Source organism: Proteus sp. G2669 (assembly GCF_009915245.1).
GTDB lineage: Bacteria > Pseudomonadota > Gammaproteobacteria > Enterobacterales > Enterobacteriaceae > Proteus.
Window position 1 is genome coordinate 50038 of sequence record NZ_JAABLX010000023.1, and the last position, 20084, is coordinate 70121.

19 protein-coding genes and 1 pseudogene are annotated in these 20084 nt (G+C 35.9%); 13 read left to right on the forward strand and 7 right to left on the reverse strand.

The window, feature by feature from the left end:
* The first annotated feature begins 137 nt into the window (after positions 1–137).
* The gene (gene fliE / locus GWI68_RS06065; protein ID WP_004248328.1) at positions 138–449 is read left to right on the forward strand and encodes a flagellar hook-basal body complex protein FliE; all 312 of its coding nucleotides are present in this window, start codon (positions 138–140) and stop codon (positions 447–449) included.
* 467 nt (positions 450–916) lie between these two features.
* Here the strand turns inward: fliE and GWI68_RS06070 are convergent, their stop codons facing one another.
* Together GWI68_RS06070 and GWI68_RS06075 are read right to left on the reverse strand one after the other, a co-directional pair.
* Complete coding sequence (locus tag GWI68_RS06070) at positions 917–1543, reverse strand: hypothetical protein (RefSeq protein ID WP_166539693.1); 627 nt, start codon at positions 1541–1543, stop codon at positions 917–919.
* Positions 1544–1766: 223 nt separating this feature from the next.
* Entirely contained in the window at positions 1767–2417 is a 651-nt protein-coding gene (locus tag GWI68_RS06075) for a hypothetical protein (protein WP_166539694.1), read from the reverse strand.
* Between the two features lie 249 nt (positions 2418–2666).
* Here GWI68_RS06075 and GWI68_RS06080 point away from each other — a divergent pair, with 249 nt between their 5' ends.
* A complete protein-coding gene (locus GWI68_RS06080; RefSeq protein WP_166539695.1) occupies positions 2667–2837 on the forward strand; it encodes a DUF2933 domain-containing protein in 171 nt (56 codons plus the stop codon).
* A 70-nt stretch (positions 2838–2907) separates the two neighbouring features.
* Here the strand turns inward: GWI68_RS06080 and GWI68_RS06085 are convergent, their stop codons facing one another.
* Positions 2908–3279 (reverse strand): DUF4440 domain-containing protein, encoded by a 372-nt coding sequence (locus GWI68_RS06085; RefSeq protein ID WP_166539696.1) that lies wholly within the window; start codon positions 3277–3279, stop codon positions 2908–2910.
* Between the two features lie 212 nt (positions 3280–3491).
* Here GWI68_RS06085 and GWI68_RS06090 point away from each other — a divergent pair, with 212 nt between their 5' ends.
* The 6 genes from GWI68_RS06090 (at position 3492) to GWI68_RS06115 (ending at position 7597) form a co-directional block, all read left to right on the forward strand.
* The gene (locus GWI68_RS06090) at positions 3492–4379 is read left to right on the forward strand and encodes a hypothetical protein (RefSeq protein WP_166539697.1); all 888 of its coding nucleotides are present in this window, start codon (positions 3492–3494) and stop codon (positions 4377–4379) included.
* Positions 4380–4548: 169 nt separating this feature from the next.
* Positions 4549–4887: a GlpM family protein gene (locus tag GWI68_RS06095; RefSeq protein WP_208105127.1), complete on the forward strand. Its 339-nt coding sequence runs from the start codon at positions 4549–4551 to the stop codon at positions 4885–4887.
* 54 nt (positions 4888–4941) lie between these two features.
* Positions 4942–5172 carry a DUF6500 family protein gene (locus GWI68_RS06100; protein WP_166539698.1) on the forward strand — a complete coding sequence of 77 codons (231 nt, stop codon included), beginning with the start codon at positions 4942–4944 and terminating at the stop codon, positions 5170–5172.
* 104 nt (positions 5173–5276) lie between these two features.
* Entirely contained in the window at positions 5277–5492 is a 216-nt protein-coding gene (locus GWI68_RS06105; protein WP_006533140.1) for a hypothetical protein, read from the forward strand.
* A gap of 351 nt (positions 5493–5843) precedes the next feature.
* Positions 5844–6977: a hypothetical protein gene (locus GWI68_RS06110; RefSeq protein ID WP_166539699.1), complete on the forward strand. Its 1134-nt coding sequence runs from the start codon at positions 5844–5846 to the stop codon at positions 6975–6977.
* A 164-nt stretch (positions 6978–7141) separates the two neighbouring features.
* The gene (locus tag GWI68_RS06115) at positions 7142–7597 is read left to right on the forward strand and encodes a GNAT family N-acetyltransferase (RefSeq protein ID WP_166539700.1); all 456 of its coding nucleotides are present in this window, start codon (positions 7142–7144) and stop codon (positions 7595–7597) included.
* A 153-nt stretch (positions 7598–7750) separates the two neighbouring features.
* On the opposite strand, the gene fliT is transcribed toward GWI68_RS06115, so the two are convergent.
* From fliT to fliD, 3 genes are read right to left on the reverse strand one after another with little or no spacing between them, the layout of a single operon-like run.
* A complete protein-coding gene (fliT, locus tag GWI68_RS06120; protein ID WP_166539701.1) occupies positions 7751–8104 on the reverse strand; it encodes a flagellar protein FliT in 354 nt (117 codons plus the stop codon).
* 18 nt (positions 8105–8122) lie between these two features.
* The gene (fliS, locus tag GWI68_RS06125) at positions 8123–8521 is read right to left on the reverse strand and encodes a flagellar export chaperone FliS (protein ID WP_023581844.1); all 399 of its coding nucleotides are present in this window, start codon (positions 8519–8521) and stop codon (positions 8123–8125) included.
* A 19-nt stretch (positions 8522–8540) separates the two neighbouring features.
* Positions 8541–9971, reverse strand: a complete 1431-nt coding sequence (fliD, locus tag GWI68_RS06130) for a flagellar filament capping protein FliD (RefSeq protein WP_166539702.1) — start codon at positions 9969–9971, stop codon at positions 8541–8543.
* A gap of 386 nt (positions 9972–10357) precedes the next feature.
* Here fliD and GWI68_RS06135 point away from each other — a divergent pair, with 386 nt between their 5' ends.
* From GWI68_RS06135 to fliZ, 4 genes are all read left to right on the forward strand, one after another.
* Positions 10358–11494, forward strand: a complete 1137-nt coding sequence (locus tag GWI68_RS06135; RefSeq protein WP_166539703.1) for a FliC/FljB family flagellin — start codon at positions 10358–10360, stop codon at positions 11492–11494.
* A 318-nt stretch (positions 11495–11812) separates the two neighbouring features.
* Complete coding sequence (locus tag GWI68_RS06140; RefSeq protein WP_166539704.1) at positions 11813–12934, forward strand: FliC/FljB family flagellin; 1122 nt, start codon at positions 11813–11815, stop codon at positions 12932–12934.
* Positions 12935–13376: 442 nt separating this feature from the next.
* Entirely contained in the window at positions 13377–14099 is a 723-nt protein-coding gene (locus tag GWI68_RS06145; RefSeq protein WP_036912728.1) for an RNA polymerase sigma factor FliA, read from the forward strand.
* 58 nt (positions 14100–14157) lie between these two features.
* Positions 14158–14640, forward strand: a complete 483-nt coding sequence (gene fliZ, locus GWI68_RS06150) for a flagella biosynthesis regulatory protein FliZ (protein WP_166539705.1) — start codon at positions 14158–14160, stop codon at positions 14638–14640.
* A gap of 514 nt (positions 14641–15154) precedes the next feature.
* On the opposite strand, the gene putA is transcribed toward fliZ, so the two are convergent.
* Positions 15155–19117, reverse strand: a complete 3963-nt coding sequence (putA, locus tag GWI68_RS06155) for a trifunctional transcriptional regulator/proline dehydrogenase/L-glutamate gamma-semialdehyde dehydrogenase (protein WP_166539706.1) — start codon at positions 19115–19117, stop codon at positions 15155–15157.
* A 281-nt stretch (positions 19118–19398) separates the two neighbouring features.
* Between putA and GWI68_RS20255 the strand changes: the two are divergent.
* A pseudogene (locus tag GWI68_RS20255) lies at positions 19399–20084 on the forward strand (IS3 family transposase); the annotation flags it as partial.

Here is a 20084-nt window from a genome sequence, read left to right on the forward strand (position 1 = left end):
CCCTTAACTTTTGCGTCAATTACTCGCTTTGGAATGAAGCCCCTGTGTTAGGGTATAACTCGGTAAGCGTGTTGGTTCACTTCCTTACTATGACATTGATTCAGTAATTGAATTAGATGATTAACGCAGAGGTTTATATGTCAATTCCAGCTATTGAAAGTGTTCTGGATAAAATGCAAATCCAGACTTTGCAAGCATCCAATATTGCAAAACCCCAGCCAGTACAAGCAGGGTTTGCTACTCAGCTTGTTCAAGCTGTGGGTAAAATTAATGAAACTCGAGTGAATGCAACCAACAAAGTGCAAGCGTTTACCTTAGGTACACCCGGTGTCGAATTAAACGATGTGATGGTAGATATGCAAAAATCCAGTATCTCATTACAAATGGGCGTACAAGTGCGTAATAAGTTGGTCGCCGCTTATCAAGAAATAATGTCGATGCAGGTGTAGTACCTTATCATTTGATAAAGGTGGCTTTTCTTTTATATAGCTATAAAGGAAGCACCTAATCAAAACAGAATGGGGCATCTCGCTCAACGTCATTGAATGGATGATATAAGCTTTCGAATGTAATTAAACATTCGAATACTTATACTATTGTCTGTTATTTATGGTGATGAGTGCCCCGATTTGTGCACAAAGGATAAACACATCATTTTATTGATGTGCGTTTTTGCACATCTATACGAAAGCCACTCACTCTTTTATCTCTTCTTAGTATTAAAAACGGATAAAAGCGATTATCAAATAAGTGACTTAACCCATTATTTTATGAAACAGCAATAATATGAATAATATTAGATATGGCTGGTTTAATAAGAACTAGCCATATTTTTTATATTTAATAAAAAATACATACTAGATTTTTTCTTAGAGTAAGCACAATCCTTTATCATTCGATTTTTAAAGTTTTAGCTTTAATCAGTTTCTAATGATGCATTACATTGTTTTCTGATCTCTTTGATATTTCTTGATAAATCGTCAATGTATATTTCAGGATAAAAGAAGTAACTCACGGAAATATCATAATTTCCTTCCTCATTTTTCTTGTATTGAATTTTCTGATCTTGGTTTATGATATCTCTAGAACTAAAATAAGAACGTTGAATATTATTTGCATCATAAGTAAGAAATCCACCATCGCTGGTAGTAACTACTTTTTTATATTGGCTATATTGAGAATCAAGACTTTTGATAATATTATTATCTTTAACTTTGAATTTATTTAAATCATTTGTTTCATAGGAGTAGACAACGCCATACAATCCTGTGAACTTTAATTCTTTGAATTTTTTATAAAAATAAACCTTATAATTTCCTTCTTTTTTTCCATCAATAATTTCATCAAAGGTTATTGCTGTCATTGGACAGGTTGAGGGATATTTATCGATAGGTTTTATTACAAAATTTGTTGTCTTCTGAAAATCATTAAATGACATTCCCCATGTTAATCCCAATGGAGCTGGCTCGTTATAAATAGCGTTTTCTGCACAGGCACCAAAACTAATTAACGTCATATAGCCTATAATCATTTTCTTTTTCATAGCTATCTCATATTTATTGGTATCTATGCTTTGAGCATAGATATAGAAAAATAACATCGATTAATTATCTGTTAGTACCAGGTTGTGCCTACGCAATACACTTTATATTCTTTACCTGCCTTATAAGCTTTCAACACACCAATGGACACTTTTTTAACTGGTCAATAGGTGGAGCCTTAAATAAAAATACTTATAAATGAACCTAACGATAATAACTTGAAGTTCAGGGGGCACTAAGCAGAATAATATAAAGTGGTGCTACTAAAATAAGACTTATCGCTTGAAATGGCATTACTGCAATTGTTTTCAATGTATCTGATGGCTTTAAATGTTTGGAATAATAATTAACGTTAACAAAAATAGGCTTAGGTAAAGAGTATTTATCTAATAATTCATCTTTATTAGATAAATTAACCATCTCTCCATTAGCATAAAATTTGCCAATAATAAAAAATCTATTTTGATAATTAGGTATCTGATTTTTAATCATTTCCTCATCACTATTAGACTGATAGTTGCTGCTATAAAAATGATAAATACTGGCAAGTTCATCGAGTTCATCTATAGTGAAATCTTTAGGATCTAAATAAATCATATAGCTACCGTTAACAATACTCCCTGTTATTCCTAGGCTAGCGCTAAAATAAATCACTTTTTGATTATATTTAGATGTGGCAAATTTTTTCAATGCAGTAATAGCCTCACCTTTAAAATGATAATTAGTAGAATCACTAAGGATATATAAATTATCATTTTCAATAAGTGCTGATTTAACCTTAATGATATCTCCACTTTTGTTGCTATCAATTTTTGTATATGAAGAACAGGCAGTAAGAAATAAAACCATCAATAGTATTTTAAAAAATATTTTCATTGAAACCTCCATGTTAAATAAGTTTTTAAATCTTATTAGTGACTTATAGCAAACAATACTTAAATATAATTAAAGTATAGCAGGGGATGAATAAAGTTGAATTTTATAAAGAGAGTTATTGTGAAGAAGTTCAAATTAAGGTGCGGAAAGGTAATTGACAAAAATACGGATTAAATAACAAATCCATACTAGACCTTCCTCTTAGAGTAAGGCCTATCATCTTTTTAAACGTGATTTAAGGAGATGATTATGTGGGAACTTCTAAGAGATAATTGGTTTATTTTGATGTTATTACTTTGCCCGTTAATGCATCTCTTTATGCATAAACATCATCATGGTGAAAACAGTTCACATGATTGCTGTAAGAATAAAAAAGAAACAACGGCACCAGAAAAAAAGAAAACACATTTAGATGCTTAAGAATGCGACTTTATATTGCTTTTGAGCTAAATAATGAGATTTAGCTCAACCAAATTTCTTGAGATGTGTATTATCCCTCCGATTTTGCTGTGCCTTGATGAAACCGTAGTTGCCAATCATCGTGAGAGTTTTTTATCCAGAGGGATGAACGGTAAGTCTGTTTTATTTTTCTGTTATCTTCTAATTGATAACTGACATAAGTTAACAACACTACATCATCACTTAGTTGTGAAGCTTGATAGTTTTCTGAATAAATCTCTATATTGCTATTGTCGCTTGTAAGGCTGTTAATTGTGTCTGTTTTATTAACGCAAATACCAGAGCGACAAAATTCCATAAACTCATTATGTAAAAGTTGAATAAGTACGTCTGTATTTTTTCGATGGGTACTTTTGTGAAGTGTTTTTTCTTGTTGGATTAGTTTTTTATAAAGTTCTTCCATTGGTTTTTTTCTCGTTTTTTTCTATCTTATTTTTTCTTTATTTGACTACTTGTGAATATATTATGTGTTATTTGTTTTTATCTATTTGATTATATTGTCGTTATTTTATTTTTTGAAATTTAGCATAGAGGTTGTTATTTAGTAATTGCACTGTATATTTAAACAGTGTTTTGAGCGTGTTAACTAATGGAAATGTAAATAAGGATATTACTATGACAACGGTAACTACAAATAAAGCGCTTGTTTTAAGCGGTGAAAGTAAAAATGCCATTTTAACGTTAGATGAGCAAATTGTTAATTGTATTGGTGAAGATGCCAAAATTATTCATACCGGTAAGAAAGCTAAGATTTATGATAATGAAGGCACTGAGTATGATGAAGATAAAGGTACTATCAAGCACGGTAAAAATTCACTTTTTATTACTACTGGTGAAGAAAGTTTTATTGAAGCGTCTAGCAAATCAGTGGCTTTTGCATCAGGTAAAAAAGCAGAAATATCGTATCCATTTGAACATGATGAAAGTAATGAAGATACAGAGCTTAATCTTGTGAAAAATTCAGTCGCTATTACAACAGGTGATGAGGCTGTTATTTTTTGCTATGCATCTGACTCAGTCGCAATATCAACAGGCAATGATGTTTGGATACAAGATCTTACTGAAGGAAGTATTGGTATAGCAACTGGAAATAACACTAATGTTGTCTCCGAGGGAAACTTTAAAGCAGCAGCAATTTTTGGTGATCACTCTGGAATTAGTGGATTCGATGCAAGTTGTTCCGCTTTTGTTGGTGGTAAAAATTGTTCTGCTAATATTGGCCATAATGGATTGTTGCTATCTGAATTTCCTTTAGAAGCATTAAATGCGGGTACTAATTCAGTTATCGTGGTGGGTTGGCATGATGGTGAGCGTAAACGTTTCTCGACTTATTATCAGGGAACGGACTTTGAAGGTGATATTGAATGGGTTACAAAAGATCCTGAAACAGGGAAGAAAACAAAGCACTATAGAAGTAACACCTATAAAACAACAGAGTTAGGTGAATTAATTTTGCTGGAAACAAATGAAAGTGAACAAGATATTTCTTGGCAGAAAGACTAATGTTTGCTTAAAGAAAATTTAAAATATTTTAAAGCTCAATAATATTATTGGGCTTTTTCTAATGAGTCGTATTTAATCGTATTTTAAACCACAAAAAATAAAATCAGCTCACATACAAATATGAATAGGTATGATAGTACTAAGATTTCTATAACTTGATGAAAAAATAATGGGTTTACTGGTTAAGGCACTGATAGGTGCGTTTGTCGTGGTGTTAATCGCTGTTTTATCGAAATCTCGCCATTACTATATTGCGGGATTGGTTCCGCTATTTCCCACTTTTGCGCTTATTGCACACTATATTGTGGGTTCTGAACGCTCTATTGAAGCGTTACGCACCACCATTATTTTTAGCCTATGGGCAGTTATTCCTTATATGGTTTATCTAATTTCACTCTATGTGATGATTAACTATGTCAAATTATTTACGGCACTAGTTACGGCAGTGATTTGCTGGGTTATTGCTGCTTGGTTACTTATTCAATTATGGAACAAATTTCATGGATAGGGTCTTTGCTCTATCCTATTTATTGGCATGTTGAAAAATAAAAATAGAGAGAATATGAGAAAATTACTACAACAAAAAATAATTCAAATATGTAATGATAAGATTTCAGCCAAAGGAGAGGGCGTGGGATTATCCTTTTATGCTTTTTTTGCAAATAAAAATGACAACCCTGAATTATTAATGGAAGCTGCAACATGGTGGATAATAACGCATAAACTGGATCACTTTGAAAAAGCAGTAAAAATAAAAAAATTAGTGCAATCAGAAATGGAATATCACGCCTGATTTTTCTACAATACTGTTCATTTTTTTATAAAACAATTTTATTAAACTAAAAATTATTGATTATTATCACATTAAAGCGAGTCATAAACCGCTATGGTAATTACATGATTAATAACGTAAACGGTGATGATATGGAATATTGGTTTATTGCGTATAAAGTGCGTTCCAGAAATGGTGATACCTACGCCGGACATAAAATTGTAGAAACAGAAAGTGGGATCACACCCCATATTGCGTTAGATAAAGCATGTCAGGAAGTTGCTGAAGGGGCACAAGCTGATATTCCTGCGGTGAGAGTAGTTGCTTTTAATCGTTTATAAGATATTCTACCTAATAGAAAATCCTGCATTTATTTAATGTGGGATTTTTTTTATTTAAATTTTAAATTTGGTTATTTAATGTTCTTTTTATAAGCTGATTTACTAATAGAAATAATAAAAAATAAAGAATTCATTTATATTATTTAATTACATTGATCTGATAGAGTTTTTTCATTTCTTTTACTTAAATAAAATTCAATTATGTGATCTCGACTCTGCTAATTCATTTTTTATAATTGAACAAAAAAAGGCTTATAGGTAATGTGCTGGTGGGCTAAGGAATAGCTCAATACAAGGAAATAAAAATCATTATTTTGATTTTTTAGTCATTATTAAAAGGAAATTTACACTATGACAGTATTAACCGTTTATTTATGTGGTACCAGCTCTAACTCATTTGATAATAATAATCCTACCTTTTGGCAAGGGGAGTTAGTTGCCACTTTAGCGCAAAATAACCAAGGACGAGAGTTCGCACAGTGGATTATTGTTGATGGCCCAGGTAGTGGTAATCTACAAGAGGATGATTTATGGGTTGAAAGCCCTAATTACTCTGATATTAAAGGTTCGCTATTTGGTAGTGGTTGGGAAGAAAACGTCAACCATGCGCTTTGCTTAATGAAAGGTAACTTTGATTGGCAACGTGAAAAATTGACAGAAGAGCAGTATAACCAACTAAAAAAAGCGGGCATTCCTATTGATGATGTTAAGGTAACAGGCTCTTTTTTATGGCGTAAATATGACTATGGCGATCGCCATGTCACTCAACAGCAACTCCAACAACAAATTATTCGTATCTTCCGTAAAGATGGCATTATTCCAACACAAGTTAACCTCGTGGGCTGGAGTCGTGGTGGTATTACTTGCCATATGCTAGCAAATGCGATGTTGGCAGATCCTCAATTAAAAGATATTCCAGTAAATATTTTTGCGATCGACCCTGTTCCTGGCCCTCTGAATTTCCAACCTGAAAAAGTCACCTTGGGTAAAAACGTCAAAGAATATGTTGGATTTTATGCAAAAGATGAACGTTCAAAAGGATTTACTTGTGTGATCCCAACAGTTACATCTGAGACTAAAATGCATATTTTCCCTATTTCAGGGCGTCACGCTACATTAGTAGGTAATGCGTCTATTGATGGTAGTGAAGGTGAAAATGCACTATATGCACCGGGTTTAGTGGTTCGCCATTTTGCAGAAGTTTGTTTAACCCGTTGGGGCTGTGATTTAGCCAATAAATTAGCTTTAACGGATGCACAAATTACGGGCTATCACACCGATATTGCTAATGATGCAGATAAATATACAGCAATGCGTCGTAAAACCTATTCTATCCATGAAAGTACAGGTAAAGATGAACGTAAGGTTTCACTAGGTAAAGAGGGTAAAGCATTCTCTGAGATCGTTGGCGTACAATATAATCCATCAGCAGGTTTAACTGCAGATTATTTATCAGATAAGCAACTTTATGACGTGATTAAATAAATTATTATTTATCAAATTACTATGAGCTAATATGTCGCCTACACTACGTGGGCGATTTCTATTTCACTCTTTATATTAAACAAAACGATAAAATAAAGCTTTTTTCGATAATATTACATTATCATTGAGTGCTTTTTATTACTTTAAACCACGGGATAAAGCACATGAATTGGATTTTAAAATCATTTTCACAACTCACCACAGATGAGCTATATGCTATTTTGGCCTTAAGAAATCAGGTTTTTATTTGTGAACAGCAATGTGCTTATCAAGATCTGGACGGGATTGATCAAAATACATTGCACTTGTTTGCCAAAGAGGAAGAGAGTCAGCAACTTATTGCTTATGCACGTTTGTTGCCGCAAGGTATCGCATTTAAAGAAGCTTCAATAGGGCGGGTGATTGTTGCTCAAAATCAGCGGGGAAGTGGTATTGCACATCAGTTAATAAAAGAGGCGATTGCAACTACGTGCCGTCAATTTAATACCCATACAATCAAAATAATGGCACAGGCATATTTAGTCTCATTTTATCAATCAAATGGCTTTGTTATCGATTCAGAAACGTATCTTGAAGATAACATTCCACATATTGATATGGTGTTAGTGCAATCTGTTTAATCGGTGTAATCAAAAAAATAAAAAAACAAAAGTAGAAAAGGGTAAACGTTGATTTTTACGTTACCGATAACAAATTAGGCTGAATAATAAGAGTGACTTTTTCTAAGTAAAGACGCCATTAGCTAATAAAACCGCTTTTGGCGCAGAGGAGAGTTATTTAAGATTGAGATCAGGATAATAACTATGTTCTGTAAACTGACCATAGCTATTTTGTACCCTCTGCTCTTGTTCAGTCTGTCTAATTAACACGCCGAGCTCATCTAGACGAGCCCGTAATAAATTTCGCGTCTCATTTTCGTTTTCTAAGATTTTCTTTAGCATATCTGTGAGGCGTTGTTGTAGTCTCAGCTCACCGTCAGCCGGTTTTATCATCTTAGTGATACTTTCAACGCTTTTTAAATAATCCATTTCCATTTCTATCAGCTTGTCCCATTGCTGATCTTTGGCAAGCGTTAACATTTGCTCACTTGATTTTAAAACCTGCTCGTAAGCCGCCATAATATCCATATTGTTGTCCACTCTAATTTAATAAGAATTAATCTGTGTGCCGATTTGTTGCCAAGCATCAGAAATTTCAGTTAAGAGCTTGATGACTTCATGAATTTTTTCTGGGTTATTTTTTAAGTTAGCATCGAGTAGCTGATTAACCATATAGTCATAAAGGAGCTCCAGATTCTCTGCAAGCTCGCCCCCTTTCTCTTTATCCAGACCTTGTTTTAATCCGTTACCAATAATATTAATGGCTTTAGAAATATTTTCGCCTTTACCGGCAATATTTCCTTGTTCCATTAATATTAATGCACGGCGAAGGGCGCTAAGCGCCCCATTAAATAGGATCTGGATCAGCTGGTAAGGCGTGGCATTTAAAATCTCGCTTTCAACGTCGATTTGAGCATACATTTTACTGGCTGATTGTTGATACATAGTGTCCTACTTTTAAAAATTACATTAATAAACGGCCGATTGAAGCACTGGAGTTAGTCATGGAGTTAACCATTTTATCTAACTGTTGGAACTGGTTTTTATAACGTTCCATCGTGGCTGCAATATTACGTTCCGTGTTTTTAATTTGGCTATCGAGTGTTTTCTTGCGTTTTTTCACGCCATCAGTGGCAACATCTAAAGTACCATCATTAGATTGCAGGGTTTTTTTCAGGTAATTATAGGTTTGAGTACCAAAACCGGTTTCTTTACCATCACCCATAAAAAACTCTTTCACGTTAGCGGGTTTTTCTTTTAACGCTTCATCCAGTTTTTTGCTATCGATATCTAAAGAGCCATCAACCTTAAATTTAATCCCCATTTTATTTAGGGTATCCATATCTGAGGTGCCTTGTGAGCTTGTAACAAAGCTTTTTAGCTCAGACATAATCATACGGCTGGTACTATCACCGAGTAATACACCATTATCTTTAGATGCCGCTTCACCTTTCTCTACTTGAGTATATTTAGTCAGAGATTTATAGGTGCTGTTTAACTCATTATAAGCGTCTGTCCAAGCTTGGATCGCTTTTTTCATTGGCTCAATATCACGAGCAACATTGATAATTTCAGGTTTATCAACACCATCTTTATTGTTATCAGTGGTTTTTTTAAGATTTAAAACAATCCCTTCTGGGGCATCTTTAATCTCATTAGTCTGACGTTCAATATCGATCCCATTAACTGTTAACTTAGCGTTTTTAGCATCAACGATTTGTCGCATACCTGAAGTATGGGAAGCATCATCTTTTGCGGTCGAATTTGACAAAAATTGATTTAATTTATCGTCACCTTCAACCGTGATGGTCATTTCAGATTTAGTTCCTTCTTTCCGTGAAGTGAGAACTAAATAATTAGTATTATCATCGGCTTTAACAATAGTAGCCGAAACGTTGCCTTCTTTTTTATTGATTGCATCACGTAATTCAAGAATGGAAGTTTGTTTATCTTCTAATTCAATACGCAATGGTTTTTCTTCACCTGGTTGAGTAATAACAAGTGTACGTTTATTACCCTCACCTAAGGTTTCGCCTAAAGTTTCTTTCACATCAGAGACTTTAGTTGATTTCAGTGTTTGAGCTTGTGCTAACTGAGTAATAGAAACGGTGTAGTTGCCCACACTGGCCTTACCATCCGTCGTCACTTTAAAAGCATCAAACTCATCGTCTACTTTGGTTGCCACTATCTTGTCGAATTTTTTTAAATCTTCAGAGGCTTTTTGTAACTTATCAAGTTGGCTACGGATTTTACCGTAAGCGGTAATTTGCGCTTCGTAGCTTTTCATCTGTTTATCTAGGGGTTCAAGACGTTTATTTTCCGCCGCCTCTAATTGTGCCAATGTTTGGCTAAGAGGCATCCCTGAGCCCACGCCTAATGAAGCAATACCAGCCATACCGGTCTCCTTTCTGTGTTCGTAAAATAATCCTCAAAAACCGTTATCGGTAGAATCGGCGAAAAGTTTACGTCTATTTGGTATTTTTGATGAGTGAAACAGGCTGCCATATAGAAGCCTTTTATTGCCATTGGTGACCAATGTCGAATTTAGAAGGGAAAAGAAGGGCTGAGACGAAAATTGATAAAAAATGAATAAAAAAATAATAAATTAATTTCTTTGTTTATCATTGACTTGATATTAATTCTATAAAAAAACGCAGAAATATTTGTAGGAAAAGTTAAAGGTTGTATGTGGGGTGCCGATAAACTTGTTGCCGGTGATTAACACCGAAAATGAATAGGCAAACTTTTATTTTATCGACTTGATTTTAAAGGAATCTAGCTATGGCACAAGTCATTAATACCAACTATCTATCTCTGGTAACTCAAAACAACCTGAACAAATCTCAGGGAGCTTTAGGAAGTGCAATCGAGCGTCTGTCTTCTGGTCTGCGTATCAACAGCGCTAAAGACGATGCAGCGGGTCAAGCGATTGCTAACCGTTTCACTTCAAACGTAAATGGTTTAACTCAAGCAGCACGTAATGCGAACGATGGTATCTCTATCGCTCAAACGACTGAAGGCGCTCTGAACGAAATCAACAACAACTTACAACGTATCCGTGAGTTAACCGTTCAAGCTAAAAACGGTTCTAACTCAGAATCAGATATCAAATCAATCCAAGAAGAAGTTGGTGAGCGTTTAAAAGAGATCGACCGTATTTCTGAACAAACTCAATTCAACGGCGTTAAAGTACTGAGCGGCGAAAAAGAAAAAATGACCGTTCACGTTGGTACTAACGACAAAGAAAAAATTGAATTTGACCTGAAAAAAGTTGATAGCAATGAATTGAAATTAAAAGATTTCTCAGTTGGTGCGGAAGGTTTAAATGCACAAAAAGTTAAAGCTTCTGATATCACTGATGGTAAATCTTTAAAAATTGATGCTAATGCAGTGAAAATTGCAGCTGTGGCAGAAGATTTAACAGCAACACCACCTGTAGTTGGTAAAGCAGAGCAAACACTTCAAGGTGCTGAGTTGAAAAAAATTGGTGACGATTATTTCGTTACTGGTAAGTTAGATGGCAAAGATGTTAAGTTTAAAGCTGAGGTAGGCACAGCTGATGCTACAACAGGTGAAGTTGCAGTAACTGTTAAAACAGAAGCCTTTGATTTAAAAGCAGCACAAGAAGCGGGTAAAGAGCAAAATACTGATGCTTTAACTAAATTAGATGAAGCTATCAACACTGTTGACGGTATGCGTTCTTCTTTAGGTGCGATTCAAAACCGTTTTGAATCTACTATCAACAACCTGAACAACACTGTTAACAACTTATCTGCTGCACGTAGCCGTATCTTAGATACTGACTATGCAACAGAAGTTTCTAATATGAGCCGTGGTCAAATCCTGCAACAAGCTGGTACTTCAGTACTTGCTCAAGCAAACCAAGTACCACAAACTGTTCTGTCTCTGTTACGTTAATTCGTACACTGACACAAAAGATACCTTTCTATATCCAAAAGGTCCTCGCAAGAGGGCCTTTTTTTGTTATTTTGTGTTTTATATTTAAACCCACTCTTTTTTAGTTTTTATTTTTCTCTCAATTTAATTCTCTTTTCTTTTAACTCAATAAGTTCTTAAAAATTAACTGACTGGCTTTTATTGCTATTTTCGCGACGCCAAAAACCGTAAAACCCTCGAAATTGATGACGATAGTGTTTAGGCAACGTTATTACAGTGACGTAATAACAAACCTATTCATGAAAAAAATATTTTAAAATCAAGTCGAAGGAATATTGTATGGCACAAGTTATTAATACCAATTACCTGTCTTTAGTGACCCAAAATAATTTAAATAAATCCCAAGGCGCTTTAGGCACAGCCATTGAACGTTTATCTTCCGGTATGCGTATCAATAGCGCAAAAGATGATGCGGCAGGTCAAGCGATTGCTAACCGTTTTACTGCAAATATTAACGGCTTAACTCAAGCATCTCGTAATGCCAATGACGGTATTTCTGTTGCTCAAACTACAGAAGGGGCATTAAACGAAATTAATACCAATTTACAACGTGTTCGTGAATTAACTGTTCAAGCTAAAAATGGTACTAATTCAAATTCAGATATTAGCTCTATTCAAAATGAAGTCACTGAACGTTTAGCTGAAATTAATCGTATCTCTGAACAAACTCAATTTAATGGTGTAAAAGTATTGAGTGGTGATACAGAAATGAGCATTCAAGTCGGTACTAACGATAAAGAAGCGATTAAATTTAAATTAGATAAAATTGATAATGATGTTTTAGGTGTTGGAAACGATAAGTTATATACCGAAGCAACAGTTAAAAAAGGTATGACTGAAATCGGGACTGCTGTATCAGCAGGTGATCTTGGTTCAATTTTAACGGGTGCAACTAAAATGTCAGGTAATGACACTTTATCTGCATATAAGGAAGATGGTAAAGAAGTCAAAGGAAAATATATCTATCATGATGATACTGGTTCTAAAGACTATTTGGTTTCAGCATCTGACCTTGAATTAACAGGTACGACAGCTAAAAATGAAGTGAGCATAAAAATAACATCAAAAAAACCAGCTAATGAATTTACAGCCAGCACTGGTGTTGATGTAAAAACATTAACCGTCAATGATGATGCGCTAGAAACATTAGATTCTGCCATTAATAAAGTTGATGAGGCACGTTCTAAATTAGGTGCGGTACAAAACCGTTTTCAATCGACTATTAATAATTTAAATAATACTGTGAATAATTTATCTGCTTCACGTAGCCGTATTTTAGATACAGATTATTCAACTGAAGTATCCAATATGAGCAAAGGCCAAATTCTGCAACAAGCGGGTACAGCTGTGCTTGCTCAGGCAAATCAAGTTCCACAATCTGTTCTTTCTCTATTACGTTAATCCCATTTTTAAATAATCCTCAAATTATACCCACTGCAAGATTTTGTAGTGGGTATTTTTTCATCAAAACAATCGTTTTTTTAATTAATCATTTATGAGTATTTCAACTCGCTAATTAGACGCTAAAATCTCACAAAATAAAATACTATGATTTATATGTTATTTTTTTATGAACAGAATGCATATTCAATGCGTCGATTTCTTTTAATGAGATAAATTATCAATTTAATTAACGGTTTTTCTAAGGATTAGCTGCAGGTGTTTTAAGGTAAAGTAGTTCTCGTAATGCAATGACAAATTAATTTATCAATGAAAACCCGATTTTTGCTGAAAATTTGGCATAGGTGAAAAAGAGGCGCTTTTGTTTCACTGTTCAGCCGATTGCTAAATTTATTTCGCCAGATAATGGTTTCCGGTCTTTTATCCAAAGGTGTCTTTTGTTGTGAGTGATTTGTATACCGCCGAAGGCGTGATGGACAAAAATAGCCTCTGGGAGCGATATGTCCCGTTGGTTCGCCATGAAGCATTACGATTACAGGTCAAGTTACCTGCGAGTGTTGAATTGGATGATCTTTTGCAAGCGGGTGGGATTGGGTTATTAAACGCCGTTGAGCGTTATGACTCAATGCAAGGTGCTGCCTTTACCACTTACGCTGTTCAACGTATCCGTGGCTCTATGTTAGATGAGCTACGTAGTCGAGATTGGGCGCCACGCAGTGTGCGTCGCAATGCAAGAGAAGTTACACATTCTATTCATCAATTAGAGCAGGATCTAGGACGACCCCCATTAGAACAGGAAGTTGCTGATCATTTGCAGATTGAGTTAGCAGAATACCGGCAGATCCTATTGGATACGAATAACAGCCAATTGTTCTCTTATGACGAATGGCATGAAATTTACGGTGAAAGCTGTGAACCGTCTCAAGACGAAGATCATGATGACAATCCATTACAGATGTTATTAGAAAGTGATATTCGCCAAAGAGTCATAGACGCGATAGAATTGCTTCCCGAAAGGGAAAAAATGGTTCTTACCCTGTATTATCAGGAAGAACTTAATTTGAAAGAAATAGGCGCAGTGCTTAATGTCGGGGAATCCCGCGTGAGCCAGCTACACAGCCAAGCCATAAAAAGGCTGCGAGCACGCTTAAACCCAGAGAAATAGAAGTTTTGCTTATTTTTGTTTTTGTTTATTAAGACTACAACACAGGGCTTTATCTCTTATGTCTGTTTCAACACAAAAGAAACGGCCGCTAAGCCGTTACATTAAAGACTATAAACACAGCCAGACTCATTGTCTACATTGCCATAAGGCGCTTGATCGGATCTCTCTCGTATTCAATCGCCAAGTTATCAATAAAGAAGCCATTTCTGAAATGACGGATTTAATTGATGATGAAACGTGGGAAACGTTACAAGAGAAATTTTCTGCGCTATGCCGTTTTTGTAGTGAGATTTACTGTAATAGTGAAACTGACTACTTTGACATTATGTCTTTTAAGCAGTATTTGTTTGAACAAACGGAGATGAGCCACAGTACTGTTCGTGAGTATGTGGTTCGTTTACGTCGGCTCGATGAATTACTGACTTCAACTAATTTTCCTCGTCAAGAATTTACGACAGAGAAAATTCAGTCAGACCTGAGTAAAAAGCTCACTCCCTCTGCATTTAGTAACTACAATATTGCGCTACGTAAGTACGAGTAATATCTCGATTGGTGTCAAGAGCCACCATCGATGAATAGCAGTCACTAATTGCGCTCAAGAGAGACCTTAAAAGGAGTAGCCTAGCCTGCTCCTTTTTCTTTTGACCTAATTCAAATGTCCTTTCTGTTTTTTCTTACTTAATCTCTCGTTGTTTTTCTATTTATTTATCAATGATTAAATACAATATTTTATTTATGGTATGCCATTAATATGCCATTAGCATGGCAATTAATAAGTAAAAAAAACGCCCCGAAGGGCGTAACTTTTAAGGTATACATAACGATATAATTCAATCAACTTCTAGGTTTTGGTTGACTTGGTGATAAGTATATTTACTAATTCAATAGTCGGCGATGGATAAATATAAAAAGAGTGAGAATAGTCACAGCATTAAGATAAATATCTATCTTGGCTATTTTTTATAACCATTAGATTAATAAAAGAAAAAACCACCTTTAATCAAAAAATTCTTAAAGGTGGTCTCAAAATAAAAAGAGAAAAAGAGGAGAGCTAATTAACTAATGGTCATTAAACTTGCGTTACCACCTGCGGCCGCGGTATTAATGCTTAATGCTCTTTCATGTAATAAACGCTCTAACAACAAGCCCGTTTCACCTCGTGAAAATCCTTGAACAGAAATTATTGCCCCTTTGCGTTGAGCAATTTTCTGGCAAGTTTCACGTAATTGATCACCATCACCATGATAAATAACCGCATTTATTTTCAGTGATTCATCATTCCAGTTTTCAGTCAATGTAATGGCTTTTCTAACAATATCAGGTAATTCACGGTATGTTTTTTGTGAGAATGCATTATTGACGATAATGGCATGACAACCCGAGGCGAGAACACCTGCTATTTGGGTTAACACATCTTGCTCATTATCTGAAATGCAAAGCACATTACCGCAAGGAACTAATTGGTAAGTATTACGTTCGCCAGTAGGACCAGGCAATACACGTAATGTTCCTGCTTGGGATGCAAGAGCATATTTTTCTAAGGCTTCATAGTGTGATTTATCTGCTTTGTTTGATAACCATTCCATATACTTATGGTAAGTTTGTAAATTACGCATAGAAGTATCAAGTGGGAATGTCTCATCTTGACGTGCTAGTGTTTGTGTTGCGGCATTTTCAGGGCGTTTAGATAATAAGCGATACAGATAAACAGGGCCGCCTGCTTTCGGGCCTGTACCGGATAAACCTTCACCACCAAAAGGCTGAACACCGACAACCGCACCAACCATATTACGATTTACGTATAAATTCCCGACTTTGGCATTTGAGGCAACATAAGCGATAGTCTCATCAATACGCGTATGAACGCCCATTGTTAAACCATAACCTGTTGCATTAATTTCTTCGAGTAATGCAGGCAAATCTTGGCTTGCATAACGCACAACATGTAATACAGGGCCAAAAATCTCTCTTTTTAGAGAACTGACTTTATCTAGTTCAATTAGAGTCGGTTGAACAAAGGTACTGTTATTTTCAATTTGTTTTGGCAGGTTATTGTGTGAAGCTTGATAAATATCGTAACCCGCTGTACGCATAACTTGAATATGTTTCTCAATACCTATTTTAGCTTCTTTATCAATAACAGGGCCAATATCGGTGGATAATAAACTCGGATCACCTATTACCGCTTGTGCCATTGCTCCTTTAAGCATCTCAATGGTGTGATCGGCCACTTCTTCTTGAATACATAAAAGACGTAACGCAGAACAGCGTTGACCAGCACTATCATAAGCTGAAGCCATAACATCTGTAACAACTTGTTCGGTTAATGCAGAAGAATCCACAATCATGGCATTTAAACCACCAGTTTCTGCAATTAAAGGAACAGGGTGACCTTCGCTATCTAATCGACCAGCTAAGGTCTTTTGTAAAATATGAGCAACATCTGTCGAGCCTGTAAACATCACACCACGAACACGTTCATCAGCCACTAAACGTGCGCCAATGGTTTCGCCTTGACCCGGTAACAGCTGTAATGCAAAGCGAGGAACACCTGCTTGATGGAAGAGTTCAACTGCTTTTGATGCAATTAAAGGCGTTTGCTCCGCCGGCTTAGCAAGTACGGTATTACCTGCGGCTAACGCTGCAGCGATCTGTCCGCTGAATATAGCTAATGGGAAGTTCCATGGGCTGATACAAACCACTGGCCCTAAAGGACGATGTGTATTGTTATCAAAATCTTGTGCAACTTGCGCTGCATAGTAATAGAGAAAATCAATCGCTTCTCGTACTTCTGCAATGGCATTGCTATAAGTTTTGCCCGCTTCGCGCACTAAAATTCCCATTAATGGACCCATTTGTTGTTCCATTAATTCCGCAGTGCGAACTAAGAAAGAGGCTCTTTGTGTAGGAGGTGTTGCAAACCATATTTCTCCATTTTCTTGAGCAACCGTTAAAGCAAAATCTACCTCGGCTTCAGTGGTTTCTCTTACTGTACCGACTGTATCAGTATGATTTGCTGGGTTTAGAACAGATTGAGGATCTGGTGTTTTTTCTGAAGAATTAAACGTATCACCTAACAACGGTTCACAATGTCTATTTTCAGTGGCCGAGGTTAATAATGCACTAGAGAGTGATGCCAAACGGTGTTCATTTGACATATCAATACCTGGTGAATTTTTACGTTCATCACCATAAAGCTGATGAGGAAGTGGAATTTTAGGGTGTGAAAGCCCAACTTGCCCCTCAGCCTGTGCTATTTTATTGACTTCTTTGACCGGATCAGCGACCAACTCATCAAGGGAAATAGTGGTATCCGCGATGCGGTTTACAAATGAGGTGTTGGCACCATTTTCAAGTAAACGACGCACTAAATAGGCAAGTAATGTTTCATGAGTCCCTACTGGTGCATAAATGCGACAAGGACGACCTAACTTTCCGTCTGCTATTTTTCCTACAACTTGTGCATAAAGAGGCTCGCCCATGCCATGTAAACATTGGAATTCATATTGTCCGGGGTAATAGTTTTGTCCTGCCAAATGATAAATTGCGGAAAGGGTGTGCGCGTTATGTGTTGCAAATTGAGGATAAATAAAATTAGGTGATGCAAGTAGTTTCTTTGCACAAGCCAAATAGGAAACATCGGTATACACTTTACGAGTATAAACAGGGTAATCCTCAAGACCATCAATTTGAGCGCGTTTTACTTCACTATCCCAATATGCGCCTTTTACTAAACGGACCATTAAGCGACGACGGCTTCTGCGAGCTAAATCGATGACATAATCAATCACTAATGGGCAACGTTTTTGGTAGGCTTGAATAACAAAACCAATCCCATTCCAACCCGCTAATTCAGGTTCAAAACAGAGTTTTTCAAGGAGATCGAGTGAAATCTCAAGTCTATCCGCTTCTTCTGCATCAATATTAATACCGATATCATATTGCTTTGCTTGTAATGTTAATGAGAGCAGGCGAGGGTAAAGCTCTGACATAACACGTTCATATTGTGCACGACTGTAGCGAGGATGTAATGCTGAAAGCTTGATTGATATTCCTGGGCCTTCATAAATACCTCTGCCATTAGACGCTTTACCAATGGCGTGGATAGCTTGCTGATAGGAAACTAAGTAATCTTGTGCGTCTTTTTCCGTTAGTGCAGCTTCTCCTAACATGTCATAAGAATAGCTAAAGCCTTTCTCTTCAAGCTTACGTGCATTCGCTAGTGCTTGAGAAATAGTCTCACCTGTAACGAATTGCTCCCCCATTAAACGCATGGCCATATCAACGCCTTTACGCACTAATGGCTCACCACTTTTAGTCAAGATGCGATTTAAAGAGTTAGAGAGTTTTTCTTCATTATGTGTAGAAACTAATTTACCCGTGAATAATAAGCCCCATGTTGCTGCATTTACAAACATCGATTGGCTTTGTCCTAAGTGTGAGCGCCAATTACCATGACTAATTTTGTCACGAATAAGGGCATCACGTGTGGCTTTATCTGGAATACGCAGTAACGCTTCCGCTAAACACATTAAAGCCACACCTTCTTGCGAAGAAAGTGAAAATTCTTGTAATAAGCCTTGTACAAGTCCTGAACGTCCAATGCCATTTTTTTGTTTACGTAATTTTTCGGCAATGGAATAGGCTAATTTATGCGTTGCTTGGGCTTCATTTTCAGGTAATGTCGCTTGCTGCAACAGCATAGGAACAGCCTGTATCTCAGGTGTGCGATATGCAGAGGTAATGGCAGAGCGTAAAACAGATTGCGGGTGAATATGTTCAGCAAACTCTAAAAAAGGCTGATAATGGGCTATTGGTGTTTCAGTATCTCCTTCAAGATCTTGCTCAGCAAATGTTGTATTAACAATATTCACCTGATCATTTTCAATTTGTTCAAGATAATTGAAGATAGCTTGTTTAATTAACCAATGCGATGTTCTATCTAATTTTTGTGCAGCCTTTTTTAATCTATTGCGGGTATCTTCATCAAGTCTAACACCCATTGTTGTGCTACTCATGCAGTGCTCCTCATATTCTATTTCTCATTCACAAGTACTGTTACCCGTTATTTTTATTAATATCATTCATGTTGCAACTTTGTGCAACATTGTTAACAATTTATTTATAAATAATGTGAAAGTGGTCAGGTTTTATGAGTGATTAAAAATAAATCACTTTATATCTTTTTGTATATCTATATAAATCAACTAATTATATTTATTTTATTGATATTTATATTTATAATGTGACCCGTCCTAAATAAGGTTGACACTTTTCCAATCTGAAATTGGAGAATGTAATGAAACCAATCACTAAACGGACTCAACGCGATTATTCTCTCGCTTTTAAATTACAGCTTGTTGACCAAGTTGAAAAAGGCGAAATAACCTATAAACAAGCCCAAGATCACTATGGTATACAAGGATGCTCTACTGTTTTAGTTTGGCTTCGTAAGCATGGTAGGTTAGATTGGTCAAACGGTACCCCTGATACTTTTTATAGAGGTTCAGCTATGACCCAATCTTCTAAACAACAAACGCCGGAACAACGCATTAAGATCCTTGAAAAGGAACTTGAAGAAGCTCGGCTTAAATCCGATTTTTTCGAAGCTGTGGTTAAAGTCATGGATAGAGACTTTGGAGTTCGTTTGTCAAAAAAGCGCAAAGCCGAGTTATTAAAGAAAAAACGGTTAAAAACCTCACCGTAACAATTGCTTGCCGTTTTATGCAGATCAGCCGACAGGCTTATTACAAGAGGCTGGATAGAACTGAGGAACGAAAGAAAGCAGATTCGGCCATTATTGATGTTGTTAAATCTGAACGAGTCTTACAACCTCGACTGGGTGGGCGTAAATTACATTTTATTTTAAAGCAAAAACAGATGGTTATTGGTCGTGATCGGCTATTTTCTTTATTGAAAGAACATCAGTTACTGGTGCCTAATAAACGGGCTTATCATCGAACAACCTTAAGCCATCATCGTTTT